The 20,855-nt window shown below is 70.3% G+C and carries 16 protein-coding genes; 3 read left to right on the top strand and 13 right to left on the bottom strand.

Features of this window, described 5'->3' with window-relative positions:
• From AC27L4_RS16050 to AC27L4_RS16020, 7 genes are all read right to left on the bottom strand, one after another.
• Positions 1-1,194, bottom strand: coding sequence for a divergent polysaccharide deacetylase family protein (locus AC27L4_RS16050; RefSeq protein ID WP_487143234.1), 1,194 nt, complete (start codon positions 1,192-1,194; stop codon positions 1-3).
• Between the two features lie 81 nt (positions 1,195-1,275).
• Entirely contained in the window at positions 1,276-1,869 is a 594-nt protein-coding gene (locus AC27L4_RS16045) for a DsbE family thiol:disulfide interchange protein (RefSeq protein ID WP_487143233.1), read from the bottom strand.
• Positions 1,866-2,057: a heme exporter protein CcmD gene (ccmD, locus tag AC27L4_RS16040; RefSeq protein ID WP_487143232.1), complete on the bottom strand. Its 192-nt coding sequence runs from the start codon at positions 2,055-2,057 to the stop codon at positions 1,866-1,868. The genes AC27L4_RS16045 and ccmD overlap by 4 nt, the downstream gene beginning before the upstream one ends.
• A gap of 1 nt (position 2,058) precedes the next feature.
• Positions 2,059-2,805: a heme ABC transporter permease gene (locus AC27L4_RS16035; protein ID WP_487143231.1), complete on the bottom strand. Its 747-nt coding sequence runs from the start codon at positions 2,803-2,805 to the stop codon at positions 2,059-2,061.
• An 80-nt stretch (positions 2,806-2,885) separates the two neighbouring features.
• Positions 2,886-3,557, bottom strand: a complete 672-nt coding sequence (gene ccmB / locus AC27L4_RS16030) for a heme exporter protein CcmB (protein WP_487143230.1) — start codon at positions 3,555-3,557, stop codon at positions 2,886-2,888.
• Positions 3,554-4,150 (bottom strand): heme ABC exporter ATP-binding protein CcmA, encoded by a 597-nt coding sequence (gene ccmA, locus AC27L4_RS16025; RefSeq protein WP_487143229.1) that lies wholly within the window; start codon positions 4,148-4,150, stop codon positions 3,554-3,556. Before ccmA ends, ccmB begins: the two co-directional genes overlap by 4 nt.
• Positions 4,151-4,155: 5 nt before the next feature.
• Positions 4,156-5,139, bottom strand: coding sequence for a KpsF/GutQ family sugar-phosphate isomerase (locus AC27L4_RS16020; protein ID WP_487143228.1), 984 nt, complete (start codon positions 5,137-5,139; stop codon positions 4,156-4,158).
• 280 nt (positions 5,140-5,419) lie between these two features.
• Here AC27L4_RS16020 and AC27L4_RS16015 point away from each other — a divergent pair, with 280 nt between their 5' ends.
• Positions 5,420-6,574: a lytic murein transglycosylase gene (locus AC27L4_RS16015; protein ID WP_487143227.1), complete on the top strand. Its 1,155-nt coding sequence runs from the start codon at positions 5,420-5,422 to the stop codon at positions 6,572-6,574.
• Positions 6,575-6,674: 100 nt separating this feature from the next.
• Positions 6,675-7,964, top strand: coding sequence for an SGNH/GDSL hydrolase family protein (locus tag AC27L4_RS16010; protein ID WP_487143226.1), 1,290 nt, complete (start codon positions 6,675-6,677; stop codon positions 7,962-7,964).
• A gap of 122 nt (positions 7,965-8,086) precedes the next feature.
• Here AC27L4_RS16010 and AC27L4_RS16005 read toward each other — a convergent pair whose 3' ends face one another.
• From AC27L4_RS16005 to AC27L4_RS15980, 6 genes are all read right to left on the bottom strand, one after another.
• The gene (locus AC27L4_RS16005; protein WP_487143225.1) at positions 8,087-9,511 is read right to left on the bottom strand and encodes a glutamate synthase subunit beta; all 1,425 of its coding nucleotides are present in this window, start codon (positions 9,509-9,511) and stop codon (positions 8,087-8,089) included.
• A gap of 131 nt (positions 9,512-9,642) precedes the next feature.
• The gene (gltB, locus tag AC27L4_RS16000; RefSeq protein ID WP_487143817.1) at positions 9,643-14,319 is read right to left on the bottom strand and encodes a glutamate synthase large subunit; all 4,677 of its coding nucleotides are present in this window, start codon (positions 14,317-14,319) and stop codon (positions 9,643-9,645) included.
• A 397-nt stretch (positions 14,320-14,716) separates the two neighbouring features.
• Positions 14,717-16,084 carry an FGGY-family carbohydrate kinase gene (locus AC27L4_RS15995; RefSeq protein WP_487143224.1) on the bottom strand — a complete coding sequence of 456 codons (1,368 nt, stop codon included), beginning with the start codon at positions 16,082-16,084 and terminating at the stop codon, positions 14,717-14,719.
• Positions 16,085-16,135: 51 nt separating this feature from the next.
• Positions 16,136-16,450 carry an L-rhamnose mutarotase gene (gene rhaM / locus AC27L4_RS15990; RefSeq protein WP_487143223.1) on the bottom strand — a complete coding sequence of 105 codons (315 nt, stop codon included), beginning with the start codon at positions 16,448-16,450 and terminating at the stop codon, positions 16,136-16,138.
• Positions 16,451-16,639: 189 nt separating this feature from the next.
• Positions 16,640-17,653 (bottom strand): substrate-binding domain-containing protein, encoded by a 1,014-nt coding sequence (locus AC27L4_RS15985; RefSeq protein WP_487143222.1) that lies wholly within the window; start codon positions 17,651-17,653, stop codon positions 16,640-16,642.
• A 27-nt stretch (positions 17,654-17,680) separates the two neighbouring features.
• Positions 17,681-18,478, bottom strand: a complete 798-nt coding sequence (locus AC27L4_RS15980; RefSeq protein WP_487143221.1) for a DeoR/GlpR family DNA-binding transcription regulator — start codon at positions 18,476-18,478, stop codon at positions 17,681-17,683.
• A 219-nt stretch (positions 18,479-18,697) separates the two neighbouring features.
• Between AC27L4_RS15980 and AC27L4_RS15975 the strand changes: the two genes are divergently transcribed.
• Entirely contained in the window at positions 18,698-20,812 is a 2,115-nt protein-coding gene (locus tag AC27L4_RS15975) for a bifunctional rhamnulose-1-phosphate aldolase/short-chain dehydrogenase (RefSeq protein WP_487143220.1), read from the top strand.
• Positions 20,813-20,855 lie beyond the last annotated feature (43 nt).

Here is a 20,855-nt window from a genome sequence, read left to right as displayed (position 1 = left end):
CTATTTCCTGGAGAAAGCGCTGACTGGCACCAGCAATACGCCGCGCCGTTCGAGATCCCTGGCCCAGCCCGACAGCCTGGCGATCGTGATCGGCAGGCCAGTGGCGACGCCGAAGGCCCGGCCCTGGTCGCGGGCGGCCTGCTCGAGCCTGGCGAGGGCAGCGTCGATCGCCTGCGGCGTCGGCGTCGCGTCGATGACGATGTCGGCCTGCGGCACGGCGAGCCCGAGCGTCGGCCCGATCCGGCCGGCGAGGCTGCGCGGCGAGGAGCCGTCGTCGGCGTAGATCAGGCCGCGGGCGGCGACCTCCTTCAGCACCGGCGTCAGGGCCTCGGCCGCAGCGGTGAACTTGCCGCCCATGTAATTGGTGATGCCGACATAGCCGCCGAAGCGGCTCATCTGCCAGCGCAGGCGCTCCAGGTTCTGGTCGGCCGGCGCGGCGGCCAGCAGCGTCTGCGGGCCGGGATCGTTGTCGGGGTAGTCGAACGGCTCCATCGGCGCCTGCAGCATCACCTCGTGCCCGGCGTCGCGCGCCCTCTGGACGATGCGGTCGAGATCGGAGCCATAGGGCGCGAAGGCGAGCGTGACGGCGCCCGGCAACTTGGCGATCGCCTCGGCCGTGCCGGTCTGGCTGATGCCCATGCCGCCGACCAGGATGGCGATGCGCGGCGGGTTGGCGGCCTTGATCGTCGGCGGCGTCACCACCGGGCGGGCATAAAGGTCCGCCGGGCGGCGGCCGTCGGCGGCGATCCTGGGCAGCGGCCCGAGCTTGCCGCGCTCGGTCAGCGCCGCATCGGGCGGGGCCAGCCGCACCGCGCCGCTCGCCTGGTCGGGCACGCGCACGATCACCGAGGGCGGAGCCGTGCCGTCACCGCCGCGCACGACGACGACGCCGGACTGCTGCTCGACGTCGGCGGCGGAGGCGGCGCGGGCGTCGGGGTCGGTCGGCGCCGCCGGCGCGGCGTCGGCGGCCGCCTCGGCCGGCTTCGGCGCCGCCGGCATGGTCATGTCGATCGCCACGACCGCCTTCGGCTCGCCGCCGAGCGGGTCGTCGACCAGGGCGACCCAGACCAGGAACACCGCCGCGACAGCCAGGACCAGGCCGCCGAGGATCGCCCGCACCGGCACGCGCAGCCGCGGCCGCACGGGTCCGGCGGCCTCGACGCCCAGGGGAGTGGTGAGGTCATTGACGGCCATGCCATCGGTCCGGCGAATCACTTATGGCACGGTAGAGCAATTTTGCCGGCGCCGCCGCGCCCGGCGCGCCGCCGCATCCGCCTAATTCGCCGCCGCCTTGTCGATCTCCGGCAGCAGCACCGTTTCCAGCGTCTCGGCGGTGAGCGGGCCGACGAACTTGTAGCGGATGGTGCCGTCTCCGCCGACGACGAAGGTCTCGGGCACGCCGTAGACGCCCCAGTCGATCGCCGCGCGCCCCTTGGCGTCGACGCCGACCGCCGCATAGGGATTGCCGAGCTGGCCGAGGAAGCGGCGGGCGTTCTCCGGATCGTCCTTGTAGTTGATGCCGACCAGCCGGGCCTTGCCGGTGGCGGCGAAGGCCGCCAGCACCGGATGCTCCTCGCGGCAAGGCGCGCACCAGGAGGCGAACACGTTGACGACGGTGACCTTGCCGTCCTTGAGGTCCCCGGCCGGCAGGCCGGGCACGGGCTTGCCGCCGGCGTCCACCAGGCCCTCGAGCGGCGGCATGGCGCCGTCGGGCGCCGGCCGGCCGATCAGGGCGGAGGGCAGCTTGCCCGGATCGCCACCGAGCCAGAAGACATATGCAAAGACCGCGGCCAGCGCGGCGAACACCGCCAGCGGCACGAAGCGCAGCCGGCTCGACCGGGACGCAGACGTGTCGGCCGCCTCGCTCATGCTCTCTCGCCGCCCCGGTTCGAGCGGCGGCGCAGGCCGCGCGCCTGCAGCTCGTCCAGCGTCCGCAACTGGATGCGGTGGTCGATCATCACCCAGGCGACCAGCCCGGAGACGACCAGGATCATCACCGCATAGGCGACGACGATGAAGCTCCAGTGCGGGCCGAGATCCATGCCGAGGAGCACCATCTCAGGCCTCCACCGGCGTGGCGGCCATGGGGGCGCCCGTGGCCGCCATCAGGCGCATGGTGCGGATGCGGCGGCGCAGGATCTCGTTGCGCATGGCCAGGAGATGCAGCACCGCGAACAGCAATGTGAAGGCGAGCCCCATGACCAGGAGGGGCCAGAGCATGGACCCGTCGATGGTCGAGCCGTCCATGCGCAGCACCGAGGCGCCCTGGTGCAGCGTGTTCCACCACTCGACCGAGAACTTGATGATCGGGATGTTGATGGCACCGACGAGCACCAACACGGCGCAGGCCTTGGCGGCGCGGCCGGGATCGTCGACGGCGCGCCAGAGGGCGATGACCCCCAGATACATGATGAAGAGAACGAGCACGGAGGTCATCCGCGCATCCCATTGCCACCAGGTTCCCCACATGGGCTTGCCCCAGAGCGAGCCGGTGACCAGGCAGACGAAGGTGAAGGCCGCGCCGATCGGCGCCGCCGCCTTCATCGACACCTCCGCCAGCGGATGGCGCCAGACCAGGGTGCCGATGGCCGAGGCCGCCATCACCATCCAGCCGGCCATGGAGAGCCAGGCGGACGGCACGTGGATATACATGATCTTGACCGTCGCGCCCTGCTGGTAGTCGTCGGGCGACAGCACCGTGCCGGCGATGCCGACGGCGAACAGGGCCAGGATGACGCCGACGAGCCAGGGCATGGCACGGGCGACGGCGGCCAGGAAGAGGGTGGGATTGGCGAGTTTCCACATGGCGCTGTTCTAATCCCGCGAAGGCGCCGAAACAATGTCGCCGAAGCCGGTGCGGCAAAGTGCGGGATGGCACGCGCCGCCTATTCCAGCGCGAAGCGCAGCGCCCAGGCCGAGGCCACGGCGCCGACCACCGTGGCGAACAGCGTCAGCGCGCACAGGATCAGGAACGGCGGCAGGAACGGCCCGGCGCCGACGATCGCGGCATTGGCCGCGGCAACGCCGAAGACCAGCACGGGGATGGTCAGCGGCAGGATCAGGATCGACAGGAGGAGGCCGCCGCGCCGCAGCGCCACGGTCAGCGCCGCGCCGATGGCGCCCAGAAAGGTCAGGGCCGGCGTGCCGGCGAGCAGCGTCAGGGTCACCGCGCCGACGCCGGCAAAGGGCAGGTTGACGAAGATACCGAGCACCGGCGCGGCCACCACCAGCGGCAGGCCCGTCGCCACCCAATGCGCCGCCACCTTCACCGCCACCACCAGCTCGAGCGGCTGGCCGGCAAGATGCATCAGGTCGAGCGAGCCGTCCTCCTGGTCGGCCTGGAACAGCCGGTCGAGACCGAGCAGCGTCGCCAGCAGCGCCCCGAGCCAGAGGATGGCCGGGCCGATCCGGCCGAGCAGCGCCATGTCGGGACCGACGCCGAACGGGATGACGGTGACCACGGCCAGGAAGAACACCACGCCCATCATGGCGCCGCCGCCGACGCGCACGGCCAGGCGCACTTCGCGCAGGAACAGGGCGCCGAGGGCGGTTCTCATCCCCCGATCTCCAGGACGGCCGCAGCGATCCCCAGATCGGCATGGGTGGCGGCCAGGATCATGCCGCCGTCCGCCAGATGCTCGCGCATATGCGCCGCCAGGAGGCGCTGCGTGGCCGCATCCAGGGCCGACGTCGGCTCGTCGAGCAGCCAGACCGGCCGGCGCGAGACGAAGAGCCGCGCCAGGGTCAGGCGGCGCTTCTGGCCGGCGGAGAGATAGGCGGCAGGCAGGTCGGCGAGATGCGGGATGGCCAGGCGCTCCAGCGCCTCGTCGGACGAGAGCCAGCGCTCGCCATAGAAATCCGCCCAGAAGCCGAGGTTCTCGGCTGCCGTGAGCGCGGGCTTGAGGGCGTCGGCGTGGCCGGCATAGTGGCAGTGCTCGCCGACCGCCCGATCCGCGGCGGCGCCTTCGAGCCGCAGCGTGCCGCCCGCCTTCGGCACCAGCCCCGCCACCAGGCGCAGCAGGCTCGACTTGCCGGCGCCGTTGCGGCCGACCACGGCCAGCATGGCTCCGGCTTCGAGCGTGAAGGAGACATCCTTGAAGACGCTCCGGCCGCCGCGCTCGCAGGCAAGGGTCTCGGCGGCGAGGCGCATGCCCGTCAGATCAGGCCGATGCGCAGCAGGTCGTGCATGTGGACCACGCCGACCGGCCGTGCGCCCTCCACCACGAACAGGGCGGTGATCTTGCGCGTCTCCATGGCTTCGAGCGCCTCGCCCACCAGCACGTCCGGGCGGATGGTGAGGGGCTTGCGGGTCATCACCTCGTCGACGTTGCGGATCATCAGGTCATGCGACATGTGGCGACGCAGGTCGCCGTCGGTGATGATGCCCTGCAGGCCGCCGGCCGCATCCACCACGCCGACGCAGCCCAGGCCCTTGGACGACATCACCAGCATCGCCTCCGACATGGCGCTGCCGGCCGGCACGGCCGGCATGCCCTCGCCGGAATGCATGACGTCGCGCACGAACTTCAGCGCGGCCCCGAGCTTGCCGCCGGGGTGGAAGACCTTGAACTGCGAGGCGGTGAAGCCGTGCGCCTCCAGGAGCGCCACGGCGAGGGCGTCGCCGAGGGCGAGCTGCATCAGCGTCGAGGTGGTCGGCGCCAGGCCGTGCGGGCAGGCCTCCTCGGTGCGGGGCAGGGTCAGGCAGATGTCGGCGGCGCGGCCGAGGGTCGACTCGGGCGAGGAGGTCACGGCGATCAGGGTGACGCCGAAGCGGCTGGCATAGTCGATGAGGTCGCCGAGCTCCTTGGTCTCGCCCGACCAGGACAGGGCCATGACCACGTCGTCGGTGGTGATCATGCCGAGGTCGCCATGGCTGGCCTCGCCCGGATGGACGAAGAAGGCCGGCGTGCCGGTGGAGGCCAGGGTGGCGGCGATCTTGCGGCCGACATGGCCGGACTTGCCCATGCCGGTGACGATGACGCGGCCCCTGGCCGCCTGGACGCGGGCGATGCAGGCGGCGAAGGACTCGCCCAGGCCGTTGGTCAGGGCGGCAGCCAGGCCGTCGAGACCGCGGCGTTCCGTCTCGATGGTGCGAAGGGCCGACGCGATCGCCGGATCCAAGGGCTCGGTGCTGCGCATCGCCTGTCCTGCCGGCATTCCCTGTCTCTCTCGATCGTTGTACGAACGGGTCTCTTATCACAAACTTCGGTGAATCGAACCGCGCGGTCGCCGCAGCGGCCATGCAGACAGCGAGATGCCGGTGGATACCGGAGCACCGGGAAATGGACCTGATCCGATGCCGCCACGCCGGGGCTCCGCCCTCCACCCCCACGCAATGCCGCCAATCCCGGTCTCCGCGCCTCGCCGGCGGCGCGCCCGATCCCTCCGTGCTTTCGCGGCATTCGCCCTGGGGGCGGCCTTGAGCCTCGCCGGGCCGGCGCGGGCGGACAGCTTCTCCGCCTTCGTCGCCGGCCTCTGGCCCGAGGCGCAGAAGGCCGGCGTCGAGCGCGCGACCTTCGATGCCGCCTTCGCCGGCGTGACGCCGGATCCGAAGGTGATCGGCCTCGCCAAGGCGCAACCCGAGTTCAACCAGACGATGTGGAGCTACGTCAACGGCCGCATCACCGAGGCGCGGGTGGCGCAAGGCCGGCGGCTGGCGGCACAGTGGCAGCCCTGGCTCGACAAGATCGAGGCCGGCACCGGGGTCGATCGCTTCGTCGTCCTGGCCATCTGGGGGATGGAGAGCAATTTCGGCGGCGGCAGCGGTTCGTCCGACACCATCCGCTCGCTCGCCACCCTGGCCTGCTGCACGACGCGGCGGCCGGACTATTTCCGCGGCGAGCTGATCGCGGCCCTGCAGATCCTCGAGGCCCACGACACGGCGCCGCGCGCCATGACCGGATCCTGGGCCGGCGCCCTCGGCCAGACCCAGTTCATGCCGTCCAGCTTCCTCAAGCATGCGGTCGACATGGACGGCGACGGCCACCGCGACATCTGGCGCAGCGTGCCCGACGTGCTCGGCTCGATCGCCACCTATCTCAAGCACTATGACTGGGAGGCGATGCAGCGCTGGGGCTACGAAGTCCGCCTGCCGGAGGGCTTCGACTTCGCGGCCATCACCGCGCACGAGGGCCAGCCCGTCGCCGCCTGGGCCAGGCTCGGCCTGGCGCGCGCCGACGGCCAGCCCCTGCCGGCCAAGGGCGGCAAGGCCTGGCTACTGCTGCCGGCCGGCGCCCGCGGCCCCGCCTTCCTGACGCTGCAGAACTACTGGGCGATCAAGAGCTACAACATCTCCGACAGCTACACCCTGACAGTCGGCCTCCTCGCCGACCGCCTCCGCGGCGGCGGCCCGATCGCCGGATCCTGGCCGACGGCCGACAAGCCGCTGACGCGCGCCCAGCTGGAGGCGATGCAGAAGCGCCTGGCGGCGCTGGGCTTTGCCATCGACAAGATCGACGGCAAGGTCGGCCCCGGCACGCGCGCGGCCATGCGCGGCTGGCAGGCCTCGGTCGGCCTGACGGCGGACGGCTATGCCACGCTGCCCCAGCTCAAGCGGATGGGGGCGATCCCGTAGGGCCTCGCTCGCCGGCCGGGCGGTCCGGGCTGCGAGATTCAACCTCGGTCCGGCCCGGCTCGCCATCGCCGCGCCGCGATCGGCGTGATATTGGCAGGCGATGCGTGCGGTCCTTGCCCTCCTGCTGCTCCTTTTCGGCCAGGCGCTGCTCGGCGCCCCGCCGGCGCAGGCGCAGGGCCTTTTCGACTTCCTGTTCCGGCCGACGCCGCGGCCGCAGCCCGAGGTCGTCCGCCCCGAGCCGATCCGCCCCCGCCCAGCCCCGGTCAAGCCGAAGCGGCCGAAGCCGCGCGCCTCGCCCTTCGCGACGCCGGCCCCGGAGAGGGCTCAGGCCGAACCGAAGGAGCCGGAGATCCCGCCCTCGGTGTTCGTCAACGTGGTCGGCGATTCGCTCGCCGAGCTCCTCGCCGACGGGCTTTCGATCCAGTTGCAGGACCGCCCCGACATCGCCGTGGTGCCGCGGACCAAGTCTTCCTCCGGCATCGTCCGCGACGACTACTACGACTGGAACAAGGAGCTGGCCAAGCTGCTTGCCTCCGGCGAGGAAATCGCCGCCGTGGTGATCCTGATCGGCGCCAATGACCGCCAGCCGCTGCGCGAGGGCGAGGATGCCTTCGAGCCGCGTTCCGACGAATGGCGCGCCGCCTACGTCAAGCGCATCGACGGGCTGCTCGCCCAGCTCAAGGCCAAGAACATCAAGACCTACTGGGTCGGCCTGCCGCCGATGCGCAGCCCGCGCCTCAACGCCGACGTCGTCTGGTTCAACGAGATCTATCGCGAGCGCGCCGAGGCGGCGGGCGCCACCTATGTCGACGTCTGGGACAGCTTCGTCGACGAGGACGGCGAGTACACGGCGTCCGGCCCGGACCTGAACGGCCAGGTCGCCAAGCTGCGCGCCGGGGACGGCGTGCATTTCTCCAAAGCCGGCGCCCAGGTCGCCGCCCATTATGTCGAGCGCGAGCTGCGCCGCGCCCTCGGCCAGGCCCCGCTCGCCGCCACACCCGCGTCCACCGCCCTGGCGCCGGCCACGCCGGAGGACGCGGCCGCCAACGCATCGCCGGAGGGCGGCGGCGCCGCCGAGGCGCCCGAACCGGAAAAGCCGGAATTCGGCCCGGTCCAGCCCTTGGACCAGGCCGATCTCTCGACCAACGGCGTACTGCTCGGCGCCTCCCCGGCCGCTCCCTCGCAGGTCGCATCGAGCGCGCCGCGCATTGCCGCCCCGCCGCTCTCGCCGGCCGCCGACCCGTCCGCGGCCAAGGTGCTGGTGCGCGGCGAGGCCCTGCCCGCGCGCGAGGGCCGTGCCGACGACTTCCGCTGGCCGCGCCCCAGCGCCGAGGAGCCGCCGCCGAAGGCCTCGAGCCAGCCGGCCGGCCCCCGACCGGCGACGCGGTGAGGGGCGTGCGAAGGCGCCGACCGCCAGCATCACAGGCGGCAAGACAGGACGGAGCCCTTCCGGGCCTGGCGCGACCACCGCCGCCCGGCGGTGTCGGTGGCTTCCCGGCCCGACCTCCGCCCCTACAGCGGCAGCGTGGTGGCACCCATCAGCGACAGGTCGATCGCCCGCGCCGCCTGGCGGCCCTCGCGGATGGCCCAGACGACCAGGGACTGGCCGCGGCGCATGTCACCGGCTGCGAAGACCTTCTCGTTCGAGGTGCGGTAAGCGCTGTCGTCGGCCTGGACATTGCCGCGCTTGTCGAGCCGGATGCCGGACTGCTCCAGCATGCCGGCCTTCACCGGACCGGAAAAGCCGAGGGCGATGAAGACGACGTCGGCGCGCAGCACCCGCTCGGTGCCGGGAATCGGCACGCGCTTGAGGTCGACCTCGGCGAGGGTGACGCCGACGACGCGGCCGTTCTTGCCGACCATGCCCAGCGTCGCCACCTGGAACTCGCGCTCGGCGCCTTCGGCCTGCGAGGACGAAGTGCGCATCTTGGTCGGCCAATAGGGCCAGACCGCCAGCTTGTTCTCCTTGACCGGGGGCCTCGGCCGGATGTCGAGCTGGGTCACCGAGATGGCGCCCTGACGGAAGGAGGTGCCGACGCAGTCGGAGGCGGTGTCGCCGCCGCCGATCACCACCACGTGGCGGCCCGTCGACAGGATCGGCGCCGCATCGCCGGCGTCCTCGCCGCCGACGCGGCGGTTCTGCTGGACGAGATAGGGCATGGCGTAGTGCACCCCTTCCAGCTCCATGCCCGGCAGGGCCGGATCGCGCGGCGCCTCGGCGCCGCCGGCCAGCAGCACGGCATCGTGGCCGGCCGTCAGCTCGGCGAAGGGCATGGTGACGCCGACATTGACGCCGTAATGGAAGGTCACGCCTTCCGCCTCCATCTGGCGCACGCGCCGGTCGATGTGGTGCTTCTCCATCTTGAAGTCGGGGATGCCGTAGCGCAGCAGGCCGCCGGCGCGCGGCTCGCGCTCATAGACGTGCACCTCGTGGCCGACGCGGGCGAGCTGCTGGGCGGCGGCGAGGCCCGCCGGGCCGGAGCCGACGATGGCGACGCGCCTGCCGGTCCTGTGCTGCGGCGGCTCGGGCCGGGTCCAGCCCATGGCCCAGGCCTTGTCGGCGATCGACTGCTCGATCGTCTTGATCGTCACCGGCACGTCCTCGAGGTTCAGCGTGCAGGCCTCCTCGCACGGCGCCGGACAGATGCGGCCGGTGAACTCCGGGAAATTGTTGGTGGAATGCAGGTTCTTGGCCGCCGCCTCCCAGTCCTCCTGGTAGACGAGATCGTTCCAGTCCGGGATCTGGTTGTGCACCGGGCATCCCGTCGGCCCGTGGCAGAAGGGGATGCCGCAGTCCATGCAGCGCGCCGCCTGGCGGCCGACGTCCTTGTCGTCCAGCGGCAGCGTGAACTCGCGGAAATTGCGGATGCGATCGGAGGCCGGCAGATACTTCTGCTCCTGCCGGTCGATCTCGAGAAAGCCAGTCGCCTTGCCCATTCGTCCAACCCCATTCGTCATCCCGGCCGGGCGCGCCAGCGCCTCTCGACCGGAACCGCCTTCAGGAAGAGGCGTGTTGTCCGCATCCCGATCCCGGCCGCGCCCAGGCGCAGGCCGGGATCACCTCGCTCTCATTCCGCCGCCATCAGGGTGCGCATCTTCTCCATCTCGCGCAGCGCCCGGCGATATTCGACCGGCATCACCTTGACGAAGCGCGTGCGGTAGCTTGCCCAGTCCTCCAGCATGGCCTTGGCCACGCTGGAGCCGGTGTAGCGCAGATGGTTCTCGATCATGTGGCGCAGGCGCTCCTCGTCGTGCCGGCCCATGTCGGTGACGTCGATGCGCCCCTTGAACTCCAGGTCGCCGCCGTGATGGTGCAGGCGCTCCATCAGGTCCTCTTCCTCCTCCACGGGCTCAAGGTCGACCATGGAGAGGTTGCAGCGTTTCTTGAAGCTCTGGTCCTCGTCGAAGACGTAGGCGACGCCGCCCGACATGCCGGCGGCGAAGTTGCGCCCGGTCTGACCGAGCACGGCGACGACGCCGCCCGTCATGTATTCGCAGCCATGGTCGCCGGCGCCCTCGACCACGGCGATTGCGCCCGAGTTGCGCACGGCGAAACGCTCGCCGGCAACGCCGCGGAAATAGCATTCGCCCGCGATGGCGCCGTAGAGCACGGTGTTGCCGACGATGATCGACTTTTCCGGAACGGCGAGGCTGTCGGGCGCCGGCTTGATGATCAGGCGCCCGCCCGACAGGCCCTTGCCGACATAGTCGTTGGCCTGGCCGACCAGCGTCATCTCGATGCCGGCGGCCAGGAAGGCGCCGAAGCTCTGCCCGGCCGTGCCGGTCAGCGTCACCTTGATGGTGCCGTCCGGCAGGCCCTCATGGCCGTAGCGCATCGCGACCTCGCCCGAGAGCATGGCGCCGGCGGTGCGGTCGACATTGGTGATCGTGGCGGCGATCTCCGTCGGGCGGCCGTAGTCGAGCGCCGGCGCCGCCTCGGCGATCAGCCGGCGGTCGAGCACCGCGTCGATGGGATGGTGCTGGCGCTCGGTGTGGCGGGTGCCGACCGAGGCGGAGACGTCGGGCTTGTGGAAGATGCGCGTGAAGTCGAGGCCCTTGGCCTTCCAATGGTTGATGGCCTCGCGCTTGTCGAGCAGCTCGGAGCGGCCGATCATCTCGTCGAGGCGGGAGAAGCCCATCTCGGCCATCAGCTCGCGCACTTCCTCGGCGACGAAGAAGAAGAAGTTGATGACGTGCTCGGGCGTGCCCTTGAAGCGCTTGCGCAGCACCGGGTCCTGGGTGGCGACGCCGACCGGGCAGGTGTTGAGGTGGCACTTGCGCATCATGATGCAGCCGGCGGCGATCAGCGGCGCGGTGGAGAAGCCGAATTCGTCCGCCCCGAGCAGGGCGCCGATGACGACGTCGCGGCCGGTGCGCAGGCCGCCGTCGACCTGCAGGCCGACGCGCGAGCGCAGGCGGTTGAGCACGAGCGTCTGCTGCGTCTCGGCCAGGCCGATCTCCCAGGGCGAGCCGGCGTGCTTGATCGAGGTCAGTGGCGAAGCGCCGGTGCCGCCCTCGAAGCCGGACACGGTGATGTGGTCGGCGCGCGCCTTGGCGACGCCGGCGGCGACGGTGCCGACGCCGACCTCCGAGACCAGCTTGACCGAGACCTCGGCCTTCGGGTTGACGTTCTTCAGGTCGAAGATCAACTGGGCCAGATCCTCGATCGAATAGATGTCGTGGTGCGGCGGCGGCGAGATCAGGCCGACGCCGGGGGTGGAATGGCGCACCTTGGCGATGACCGCGTCGACCTTGTGGCCGGGCAGCTGGCCGCCCTCGCCGGGCTTGGCGCCCTGGGCCACCTTGATCTGCATCATGTCGGAATTGACCAGATATTCCGCCGTGACGCCGAAGCGGCCGGAGGCCACCTGCTTGATGGCCGAGCGCTTGGAGCGGCCGTCCGCCATCGGCTTGAAGCGCTCGGCTTCCTCGCCGCCCTCGCCGGTGTTGGACTTGCCGCCGATCTCGTTCATCGCGATGGCGAGCGTCTCGTGCGCCTCGCGCGAGATCGAGCCGAAGGACATGGCGCCGGTGACGAAGCGCTTGACGATCTCGGCCGCCGGCTCGACCGCCTCCAGCGGCACGGGGGCGACGCCGCGCTCCTGCGCCGTGCGGATGCGGAACAGGCCGCGAATGGTCTGCAGGCGGCCGTTCTGCTCGTTCACCCCGGCGGCATAGGCGCGGTAGCGGTCCTGCGCGTTGTGGCGCACGGCGTGCTGCAGCGTGGCGACGCTGTCCGGCGTCCAGACATGGTCCTCGCCGCGGATGCGGTAGGCATATTCGCCCCCGACGTCGAGCGTGCCGCTGTAGATGGGCGAGTCGCCGAAGGCGTCCTTGTGGCGCGACACGGTCTCGGCGGCGATCTCGGCAAGGCCGACGCCTTCGATCATGGTGGCGGTGCCGAAGAAGAACTCGTTGACGAAGGCCGAAGACAGGCCGACGGCGTCGAAGATCTGGGCGCCGCAATAGGACTGGTAGGTGGAGATGCCCATCTTGGACATCACCTTCAGGATGCCCTTGCCGATCGACTTGATGTAGCGCTTGACCACCTCGTCCTCGTCGACCTCCTCGGGGAACTCGAGCGAGGCGTGCAGGTTGGCGAGGGTCTCGAAGGCGAGATAGGGGTTGATCGCCTCGGCGCCATAGCCGGCGAGGCAGCAGAAATGGTGGATCTCGCGCGCCTCGGCGGTCTCGACCACCAGGCCGGCGGCGGTGCGCAGGCCCTTGCGGATGAGGTGGTGGTGCACGGCCGCGGTCGCCAGCAGAGCCGGGATCGGGATGCGGTCCGGCCCGGTCTGCCGGTCGGACAGGATGATGATGTTGTAGCCGCCGTGCACCGCCGCCTCGGCCCGCTCGCAGAGCCGGTCGAGGGCGCCGCGCATGCCCTCGGCGCCCTGCACGGCCGGATAGGTCATGTCGAGCGTCTTGGTGTCGAAACGCTCCTCGACATGGCCGATGCAGCGGATCTTCTCCAGGTCCTCGTTGGTGAGGATGGGCTGACGCACTTCCAGGCGCTTGCGCCGCGAGGTGCCGAGCAGGTCGAGCAGGTTCGGGCGCGGGCCGATGAAGGAGACCAGGCTCATCACCAGCTCCTCGCGGATCGGATCGATCGGCGGGTTGGTGACCTGGGCGAAGTTCTGCTTGAAATAGGTGTAGAGCAGCTTGGACTTGTCGGAGAGCGCCGAGATCGGCGTGTCCGTGCCCATGGAGCCCGTCGCCTCCTGGCCGGTGGTGGCCATGGGCGGCAGCAGGATCCTGATGTCCTCCTGGGTGTAGCCGAACACCTGCTGGCGATCGAGCAGCGACACGTCGGTGCGCGAGGCACGCGCCTCCACCGGCCTCAGATCCTCAAGCACGATCTGGGTGCGCTTCAGCCACTCCCGGTAGGGGTGGGCGCTGGCGAGCGAGGCCTTCATCTCGTCGTCGGAGATGATGCGCCCCTCCTCCAGGTCGATCAGCAGCATCCGGCCGGGCTGGAGGCGCCACTTCTGCACGATCTCGCTCTCCGGGATCGGCAGAACGCCGAACTCGGAGGCGAGCACCACCAACCCGTCGCGGGTGACGAGGTAGCGCGCCGGCCTCAGGCCGTTGCGGTCGAGCGTGGCGCCGATCTGGCGCCCGTCGGTGAACACGACGGCAGCCGGCCCGTCCCAGGGCTCCATCAGGGCGGCGTGGTACTCGTAGAAGGCGCGGCGTTCCTCGGACATCAGCGGATTGCCCGCCCAGGCCTCGGGGATCAGCATCATCATGGCATGGCTGAGCGAGTAGCCGCCCTGCACCAGGAACTCGAGCGCATTGTCGAAGCAGGCGGTGTCGGACTGGCCCTCGTAGGAGATCGGCCAGAGCTTGCCGATATCGTTCTCGAACAGGTCGGAATCGACGGAAGCCTGCCGCGCCGCCATCCAGTTGACGTTGCCGCGCAGCGTGTTGATCTCGCCGTTGTGGGCGACCATGCGATAGGGATGCGCCAGCGTCCAGGACGGGAAGGTGTTGGTGGAGAAGCGCTGGTGCACGAGAGCCAGGGCGCTCTCGAAGCGCGGATCCGCCAGATCCTTGAAATAGTCGCCGAGCTGGGTGGCCAGCAGCATGCCCTTGTAGGTGACGGTGCGGCTCGACATCGACACGGGATAGAAGCCGGCGGTGATCGGCCGGCGCGCCACGTCGTTGTAGACGGTGTTGGAGATCACCTTGCGGGTGATGAACAGCCGCCGCTCGAAGTCGTCCCGGGTGGCGAGGCTGGGGTGGCGGCCGATGAAGGCCTGCATGTGCACCGGCTCGGTCGGCAGCACGCTCTCGCCCAGGCCCGAATTGTCGACCGGCACGGCGCGCCAACCCAGGAACAGCAGCCCCTCGTCGGCGACGACCTTCTCGACCACGCGCATGACATGGGTGCGGCCTTCCTCGCTGCGCGGCAGGAAGAAGAAGCCGACGGCGTAATGGCCGGGCTCGGGCAAGGTGAAGCCGAGCCGGGCGCATTCCTCGGCGAGGAAGCCATGCGGGATCTGCACCAGCATGCCGCAGCCGTCGCCGGCCTTCGGGTCGGCGCCGACGGCTCCGCGATGGTCGAGATTGTGCAGGATCTGCAGGGCCTGCGTGATGATCGCATGGCTCTTGCGGTTCTTCATGTCGGCGATGAAGCCGACGCCGCAGGCATCCTTCTCGTGGCGGGGATCATAGAGGCCCTGGGCCTCCGGCAGGCCGGGATCCCGGACGAGCACGCGATCGGCGGTTTTCGCCGCGCGCATCGCCGCCGTCGAAACCGTCTCGCGTCCAGGCCCAGTGAGCGCGCCCATCGTCCCATCCCTTCTCGTCAGCAGGCTCGCTCCATGGTTCGCCCGCCTCGATGAGGCGGGACGCGGGAAACGACGCCCATCCACTTAAAGCCATTCCATGCTGCACTGCATCGCGCGGAAACGCGAGCGCAGAGTTGTCGCGTCGGCCATCCGGGCTTCAGTGCCATTTTCAGAGGCCGCGACCCGCGATTGGACAGCATGGCTGTCCTAATGCGGATGGCTGACATGACATATTTCCACAACTGCGACAAGCACAGAAAATAGGCAGAGTGGCGTTTTCTTGCGCAAAAGCCGATCCGGCGGCAAGAAGACGACGGTCTATGGGGTCGGCGCGAAAGAGAGCTGCGTATCACATGTTCAGGACGGCGGCACGCCAGCGATCCCTGTAACGGATGAGAGCGCCGGCATCGGCCAGGGGCGCGGCCGCGGTCAGCGGCGGGCGCGGCGGCATGTGCGGCCAGGTGGCGAGCAGCGAGGCGCCGAAGGCGGTGCCCCCGGTGTCCTGGCCGGTCAGCACCGGCTGGCCCGGCCGCAGGACGGCGAGCATGCCGCAATAGAGCGGATTGCCGGCAAAGCTGCCCTCCACCGGCAGCGGCCCCCGCGCGGCGCCGAGGACGTCGAGCTGGAAATCGGTGACCAGCGCTTCATAGAGCGCGGCCACCGCGGCCCGCGCGCCCGGCCGGTCCGGCAATTGCCCCTCGATCCTGCCCCTGTGGCCTTCGAAGGGACCGCCGTTCGAAACGAATGACGGCAGGATCAGGGCGCCGGACGCCAGCACCGCATCCAGATCCTCGATGGTGGCGTCCGATGCGGCGCCCTCGAGGATGACGGCATATTCGCGCCCGCCCATGTACTTGGCGGTCGGCAACGGCCGGCCGAGCACGTCGACGTTGGAATAGGAGTCCCGGGCGGGGTCGAGCCCCTCGGTCGAGGCGCCCACGGCCATGATCACCACCCAAGTGCCGGTCGACACCACCGTGAAGGGCGGCTCCAGCGTCAGCAGGTGCGGCAGGATCGAGGCGTTGGAATCATGCGCGCCGACGAGGACGCGCACGTCCGGCCTGAGGCCGGTGGCGGCGGCGATCTCCGGCCTGAGCGGCCCGATCACCGAGAAGGCGGGCGCGACCGGCGGCAGCAGGCGGCCCCAGCCGCGGCGCTCGACCAGGGAGGAGGGCCTGCCCTCCAGGGGCAGCCAGAGATCGCTGTGGCTGCCGAGCGAGGTCACCTCGTTGCGGGCGACTCCCGTGAAGCGCCAGGCATAGTATTGCGGATAGGTCAGCAGGTGGCGCGCCCGCGCGAACGCGTCGGGGTGGCGCGTCTCCATGTAGAAGACCTGCTTGCCCCAGTTGAGGCCGCCGGAGATCGGCGGCGACAGCGTCTGCGAGAAGGGCGGGCGGAACGGCGCGTATTCGCTTTCCATGGCGTCGAGGCCGGTGAACTCGTAATCCATCACCGGCAGGGCCAGCTCGTCGTCGCCAACCAGCGCGCAGCTCCCGCCATGGGTGGTGACCGTCAGGCTGTCGATGGGATGGGCGGCCGCGGCCTCGCGCAGCGACTCGAGCGCAAAGCGCCAGACGAGCTCGACATCGGCATGCGGATAGGGCGGCCCCGGCAGCGAGGCGTTGGGGATGGAGCGTTGCCAGAGCACGGCCGCGCCCTCGAACACGGCGAGCTTGACGTTGGTCTTTCCGACATCGAGGACGGCAGTGACGGACATGGCCGGCGAAACCTCGGCTTGCAGATGGGTGGGGGAACGGCGTGGCGCCGTTTACGCCATATGGAACATTTCGGCGAGCGGCACCGCGGCGGGCGTGCCGTCGGGGTTGTAAGCCATGATGTCCTTCATGTGATCCCACCAGCGCCGCATCACCGGTTCGGCCGGCAGCGCGTCCATGGCGTGGTCGTCGCGGCGCTCGAGATAGGCGAAGAGGATGTTGGTCTCGGCGTCGAGATGGATCGAATAGTTGGTGATGCCGGCCCGGGTCAGCAGCGCCGACAGCTCCGGCCAGATCGCGTCGTGGCGGCGCTTGTATTCGTCGGCCATGCCGGGGTTCAGCATCATCTTGAAGGCAAAGCGCTGCATCGGGATCCTCGTCGGGGGCTGGCGCCGCGTCCGGTCGCAGCTGCCGGGACAGGCCGGTCATCGCGACGTCGAAGGCCGTGACCGGCGCATCGACAGGCATGCGGCCGCGACCGCCGGCGCCGACGGTCACCGCGTCAGCAAGCATCAGCGAAGCGCCATTGTCCAGGCCCGATCCGCGCGCCGCGACGCTCAGAACATCGCCGCATATCTGTCGATGTTGGTCTTGTCGAAGGTGATGAGGTCGGCCATCACCGCCTCGCCGCCCTCGCCGATGCCGATCTCGCCGACGCGCCCGGCCCGGACGGTGGTGCCGGCGGCGCCGCTGGCCGTGCCGCCGGCCAGGGCGGCGGCGATCATCACCGCGGCATAGCCGAGGTCCACCGGGTTCCAGAAGGTGAAGCGCTGGGCGACGCCGGCGAGCACCGCCTCCTTCATCTGCGAGGGCAAGCCGAGGCCGGTCGCCTCGACCTTGCCGGCGAGGCCGGTCTCGACCACCGCCTTCGCCGCAGCGGCAAGGCCGACGGGGCTCAGGGCGATGATGCCCTTGATGTTGGGGTAGGAGCCGATCAGCGCCTGCGTCTCGCTGAAGCTGCGCCGGGCGTCGTCCTCGCCATAGGCGGTGGCGACCAGCTTCATGCGGGCATAGGCAGGCTTCGCCCATTCCAGCTTCATCGCCTCGATCCAGCCCTCGAGGCGGGCCGAGCCGGCGGCGCCGGAGAGGATCGCCACCTCCCCCTCCTTGCCGATGCTCTCGGCGATCATCTCGACGCAGCGCCGGCCGATCCGTGCGCCGTCGGCCGGGTCGAGGTGCAGGATGCGCCCGCCGGCGCCGACATCGGCGTCGAAGGAGATCACCTTGATGCCGCGCTGCAGCGCCTTCCTGCACACCGGCAGCAGCGCCGCGCCGTCGGCGGCGGAGACGGCGATGGCATCGACCTTCTGGGCGATCAGCCCGTTGAGCAGCTGGGTCTGCGACTGGGCCTTGGGCACGGCGGCGGCATCGACCAGTTCGACCGTGCCCAGCTCCTTCGCCGCCTCCTCGCCGCCGGTGCGGCAGGCCGCGAAGAAGCCGGAGGCGGGCATGCCGCCGACCAGGGCGATGCGCAGGGGCCCGGCGGCCCGGGCCGGCGCAGAGGCCCCGCCCGCCAGGGCCGCCGCGGCCAGGAGCCTGAGCGCGCTGCGGCGCGAGTGCCGATGCACCATGGTTCGTCCTCCACGTCTCCAGCCGAATCAGGCGGCGTCGACCAGCCGCTCCTCGACGCTGACGACGATCACCTGGACGCCGGCGTCACGCAACATCGCAAGCGCCGAGGCCGGGGCGGCGTCGTCGGTGATCAGGGCGTGGATGCGCGACAACGGCGCCACGGTCATGTGGCCGCGCGGCTCGAACTTGGACGAATCGGCCAGGACGATCAGGTCGGCGGCGCGCTTGAGCAGCTTGGCCTCGGCCCGGGCGAGCAGCGGGTCGCCCTCGATCACGCCGAGCGGGCCGACCGACTGGCCGCTCATGAACATCTTCGAGGCGGTGTAGGACTGGACGGAGTCGTCGTCGAAGGGCGACACGATCACGTTCTGGTCGCGATAGATCTCGCCGCCCGTCACCACGATGCGGTTTTCGCTGTGATGCACCAGCGCCTCGGCCACCGGGAAGGAATTGGTCAGGATGTGCAGGCGGCGCGGGCGCAGGAACTCGATCATCTGGCTGGTGGTGCTGCCGCCGTTGATGATGACCGATTCGCCGTCGCGGCACAGGTCGACGGCGGCGCGGGCGATGGCGCGCTTGCGGGCGCCGTTGACGGTACGGGCGACATCGAAGGGACCGGTGGCCAGCTGCGGCCGCTCCTGCGGCGACACCGCCTCCACCGCGCCGTGCACGCGCCGCAGCAGGCCCATCTCGGCGAGCTTGGTCAGGTCGCGGCGCAGCGTCGCCGACGAGGCGTCGACGATCTCCGCCAGCTCGCGCACCGGCATCACCGCGCGCTGGCGGATCTGATCGAGAATGGCCTGCCAACGCTCCCGTTCGTGCATCCGACACCTCCTGTTCGCTCACGAAATGCCATGAGCGCTCATTCCAGTCAAACGGCCTCGACGCCGCGGCCGCAAGTTTCGATCATCCCAGCCGGGAATTCGCTCATGTTGTATCGCGATATGAGCGAATCTGGAGAAATTTCACCGCCATCGTGATTGACCATGATCGAATTTCCGCCTAATTCGTCATTCCCAGCCGAAACACCCGGGAGCCGCGCCATGACCGCTCATCCGCCCGCCGCATCGACGCCGTCCGACCGCCTCGAGGATCTCTGGGACGAGGCCAAGGCCGCCGGCCTCGACGAGCCGGGCCTGCTGCTCTACCGCTCGAACCTGCTGGGCTCGGACCTGCGCATCACCAATTTCGGCGGCGGCAACACCTCGGCCAAGGTGCGGGCGGTCGACCCGCTGACGCGCCGGGAGACGACGGTGCTCTGGGTCAAGGGCTCCGGCGGCGACATCGGCTCGATGAAGCTCGACGGCTTCTCCACGCTCTATCTCGACAAGCTCGAACAGCTGAAGGGCCTCTATCGCGGCATCGCTCACGAGGACGAGATGGTGGGCTATCTGCCCCACTGCACCTTCGACCTCAACCCGCGCGCCGCCTCGATCGACACGCCGCTGCACGCCTTCGTGCCGGCCGTGCATGTCGACCATGTCCATGCCGACGCGGTGATCGCCATCGCCGCCGCCGCCAATGCCGAGGACCTGACCCGCACCGTGTTCGGCGGCGAGATCGGCTTCCTGCCCTGGCAGCGGCCCGGCTTCGACCTCGGCCTGAAGCTGGAGGCCCTGGCCAAGAGCGACCCGAAGCTGGTCGGCGTGGTGCTCGGCGGCCATGGCCTGTTCACCTGGGGCCCGACCTCCCGCGAGTGCTACCGCACCACGCTGCGCATCATCCAGACCGCCGCCGACTGGCTGAAGGCCAATGGCCGCTCCCCCGCCTTCGGCGGCGCCAGGGTGGCGACGCTCCCCCCCGAGGAGCGGGCCGCGGTCGCCACCCGGCTGATGCCGGAGATCCGCGGCCGCATCGGCAAGGACCGGGCCAAGGTGGGCCATTTCAACGACGCGCCGGAGGTCCTGGAGTTCGTCAACTCCAACGCCCTCGCCCGCCTCGCCCCGCTCGGCACCTCCTGCCCCGACCACTTCCTGCGCACCAAGATCCGGCCGCTGGTGGTCCCCTTCGACCCGGCCACCCCCGACCTCGCGCCGGTCATCGCCGGGCTCGACACCCTGCTGGACGGCTACAGGGCCGACTATGCCGCCTATTACGGGCGCTGCAAGCATCCGGATTCGCCGGCCATGCGCGATCCCAATGCGGTGATCTACCTCGTGCCCGGCGTCGGCATGCTGTCCTTCGCCGCGGACAAGGCCACGGCCCGCATCGCCGGCGAGTTCTACGTCAACGCCATCAACGTGATGCGCGGGGCCACCAGCGTCAGCGACTATGTCGGCCTGCCCGAGCAGGAGGCGTTCGACATCGAGTACTGGCTCCTGGAGGAGGCCAAGCTGCAGCGCATGCCCAGGCCCAAGAGCCTCGCCGGCCGGGTCGCCCTGGTCACCGGCGGCGCCGGCGGCATCGGCCGGGCGATCGCGACGCGCCTGATGGCGGAGGGCGCCTGCGTGGTGCTCGCCGACATCGACCGGGCGGCGCTCGAGGCCAGCGTCGCCGAGTTCGGCAAGGCGTTCGGCAAGGACGTGGTTCGCGGCGTCGAGGTGAACGTCACCGACGAGGCGGCGGTGATCCGCGCCTTCGACGACACGGCCCGCGCCTTCGGCGGCATCGACATCGTGGTCAACAATGCCGGCATCTCCTCCGCCGCCCCGGTGGAGGACACCTCGCTGGAGCTGTGGAACCGCAACATCTCGATCCTGGCCACCGGCTATTTCCTCGTCGCGCGCGAGGGCTACCGGCTGATGAAGCGCCAGGGCCGCGGCGGCTCGATCGTGTTCATCGGCTCCAAGAACGGCGTGGCCGCCTCGGCCGGCGCCTCGGCCTACTGCACCGCCAAGGCGGCCGAGCTGCACCTCGCCCGCTGCATGGCGCTGGAGGGAGCGCCGTTCGGCATCCGCATCAACTCCGTCAACCCCGACGCGGTGCTGCGCGGCTCGAAGATCTGGCAGGGCGAGTGGCGCCAGCAGCGCGCCGAGTCCAACAAGATCACCGAGGACGAGCTGGAGGATTTCTACCGCAAGCGCTCGCTGCTGCAGCGCTCGGTCTATCCGGAGGACATCGCCGAGGCCGTGTACTTCTTCGCCTCCGACCTGTCGGCGAAGTCGACCGGCAACTTCCTCAACGTCGACGCGGGCAACGCCACCAGCTTCACACGCTGAGGCTCCCGGAGCCCGGCCGGCATTCGGACTGTTTGCCGACCGG

The organism is Labrys sp. Lb11 (assembly GCF_057554225.1).
Note: the sequence above shows the minus strand (reverse complement) of the source record. Positions and strands in the feature narration are given on the sequence as shown.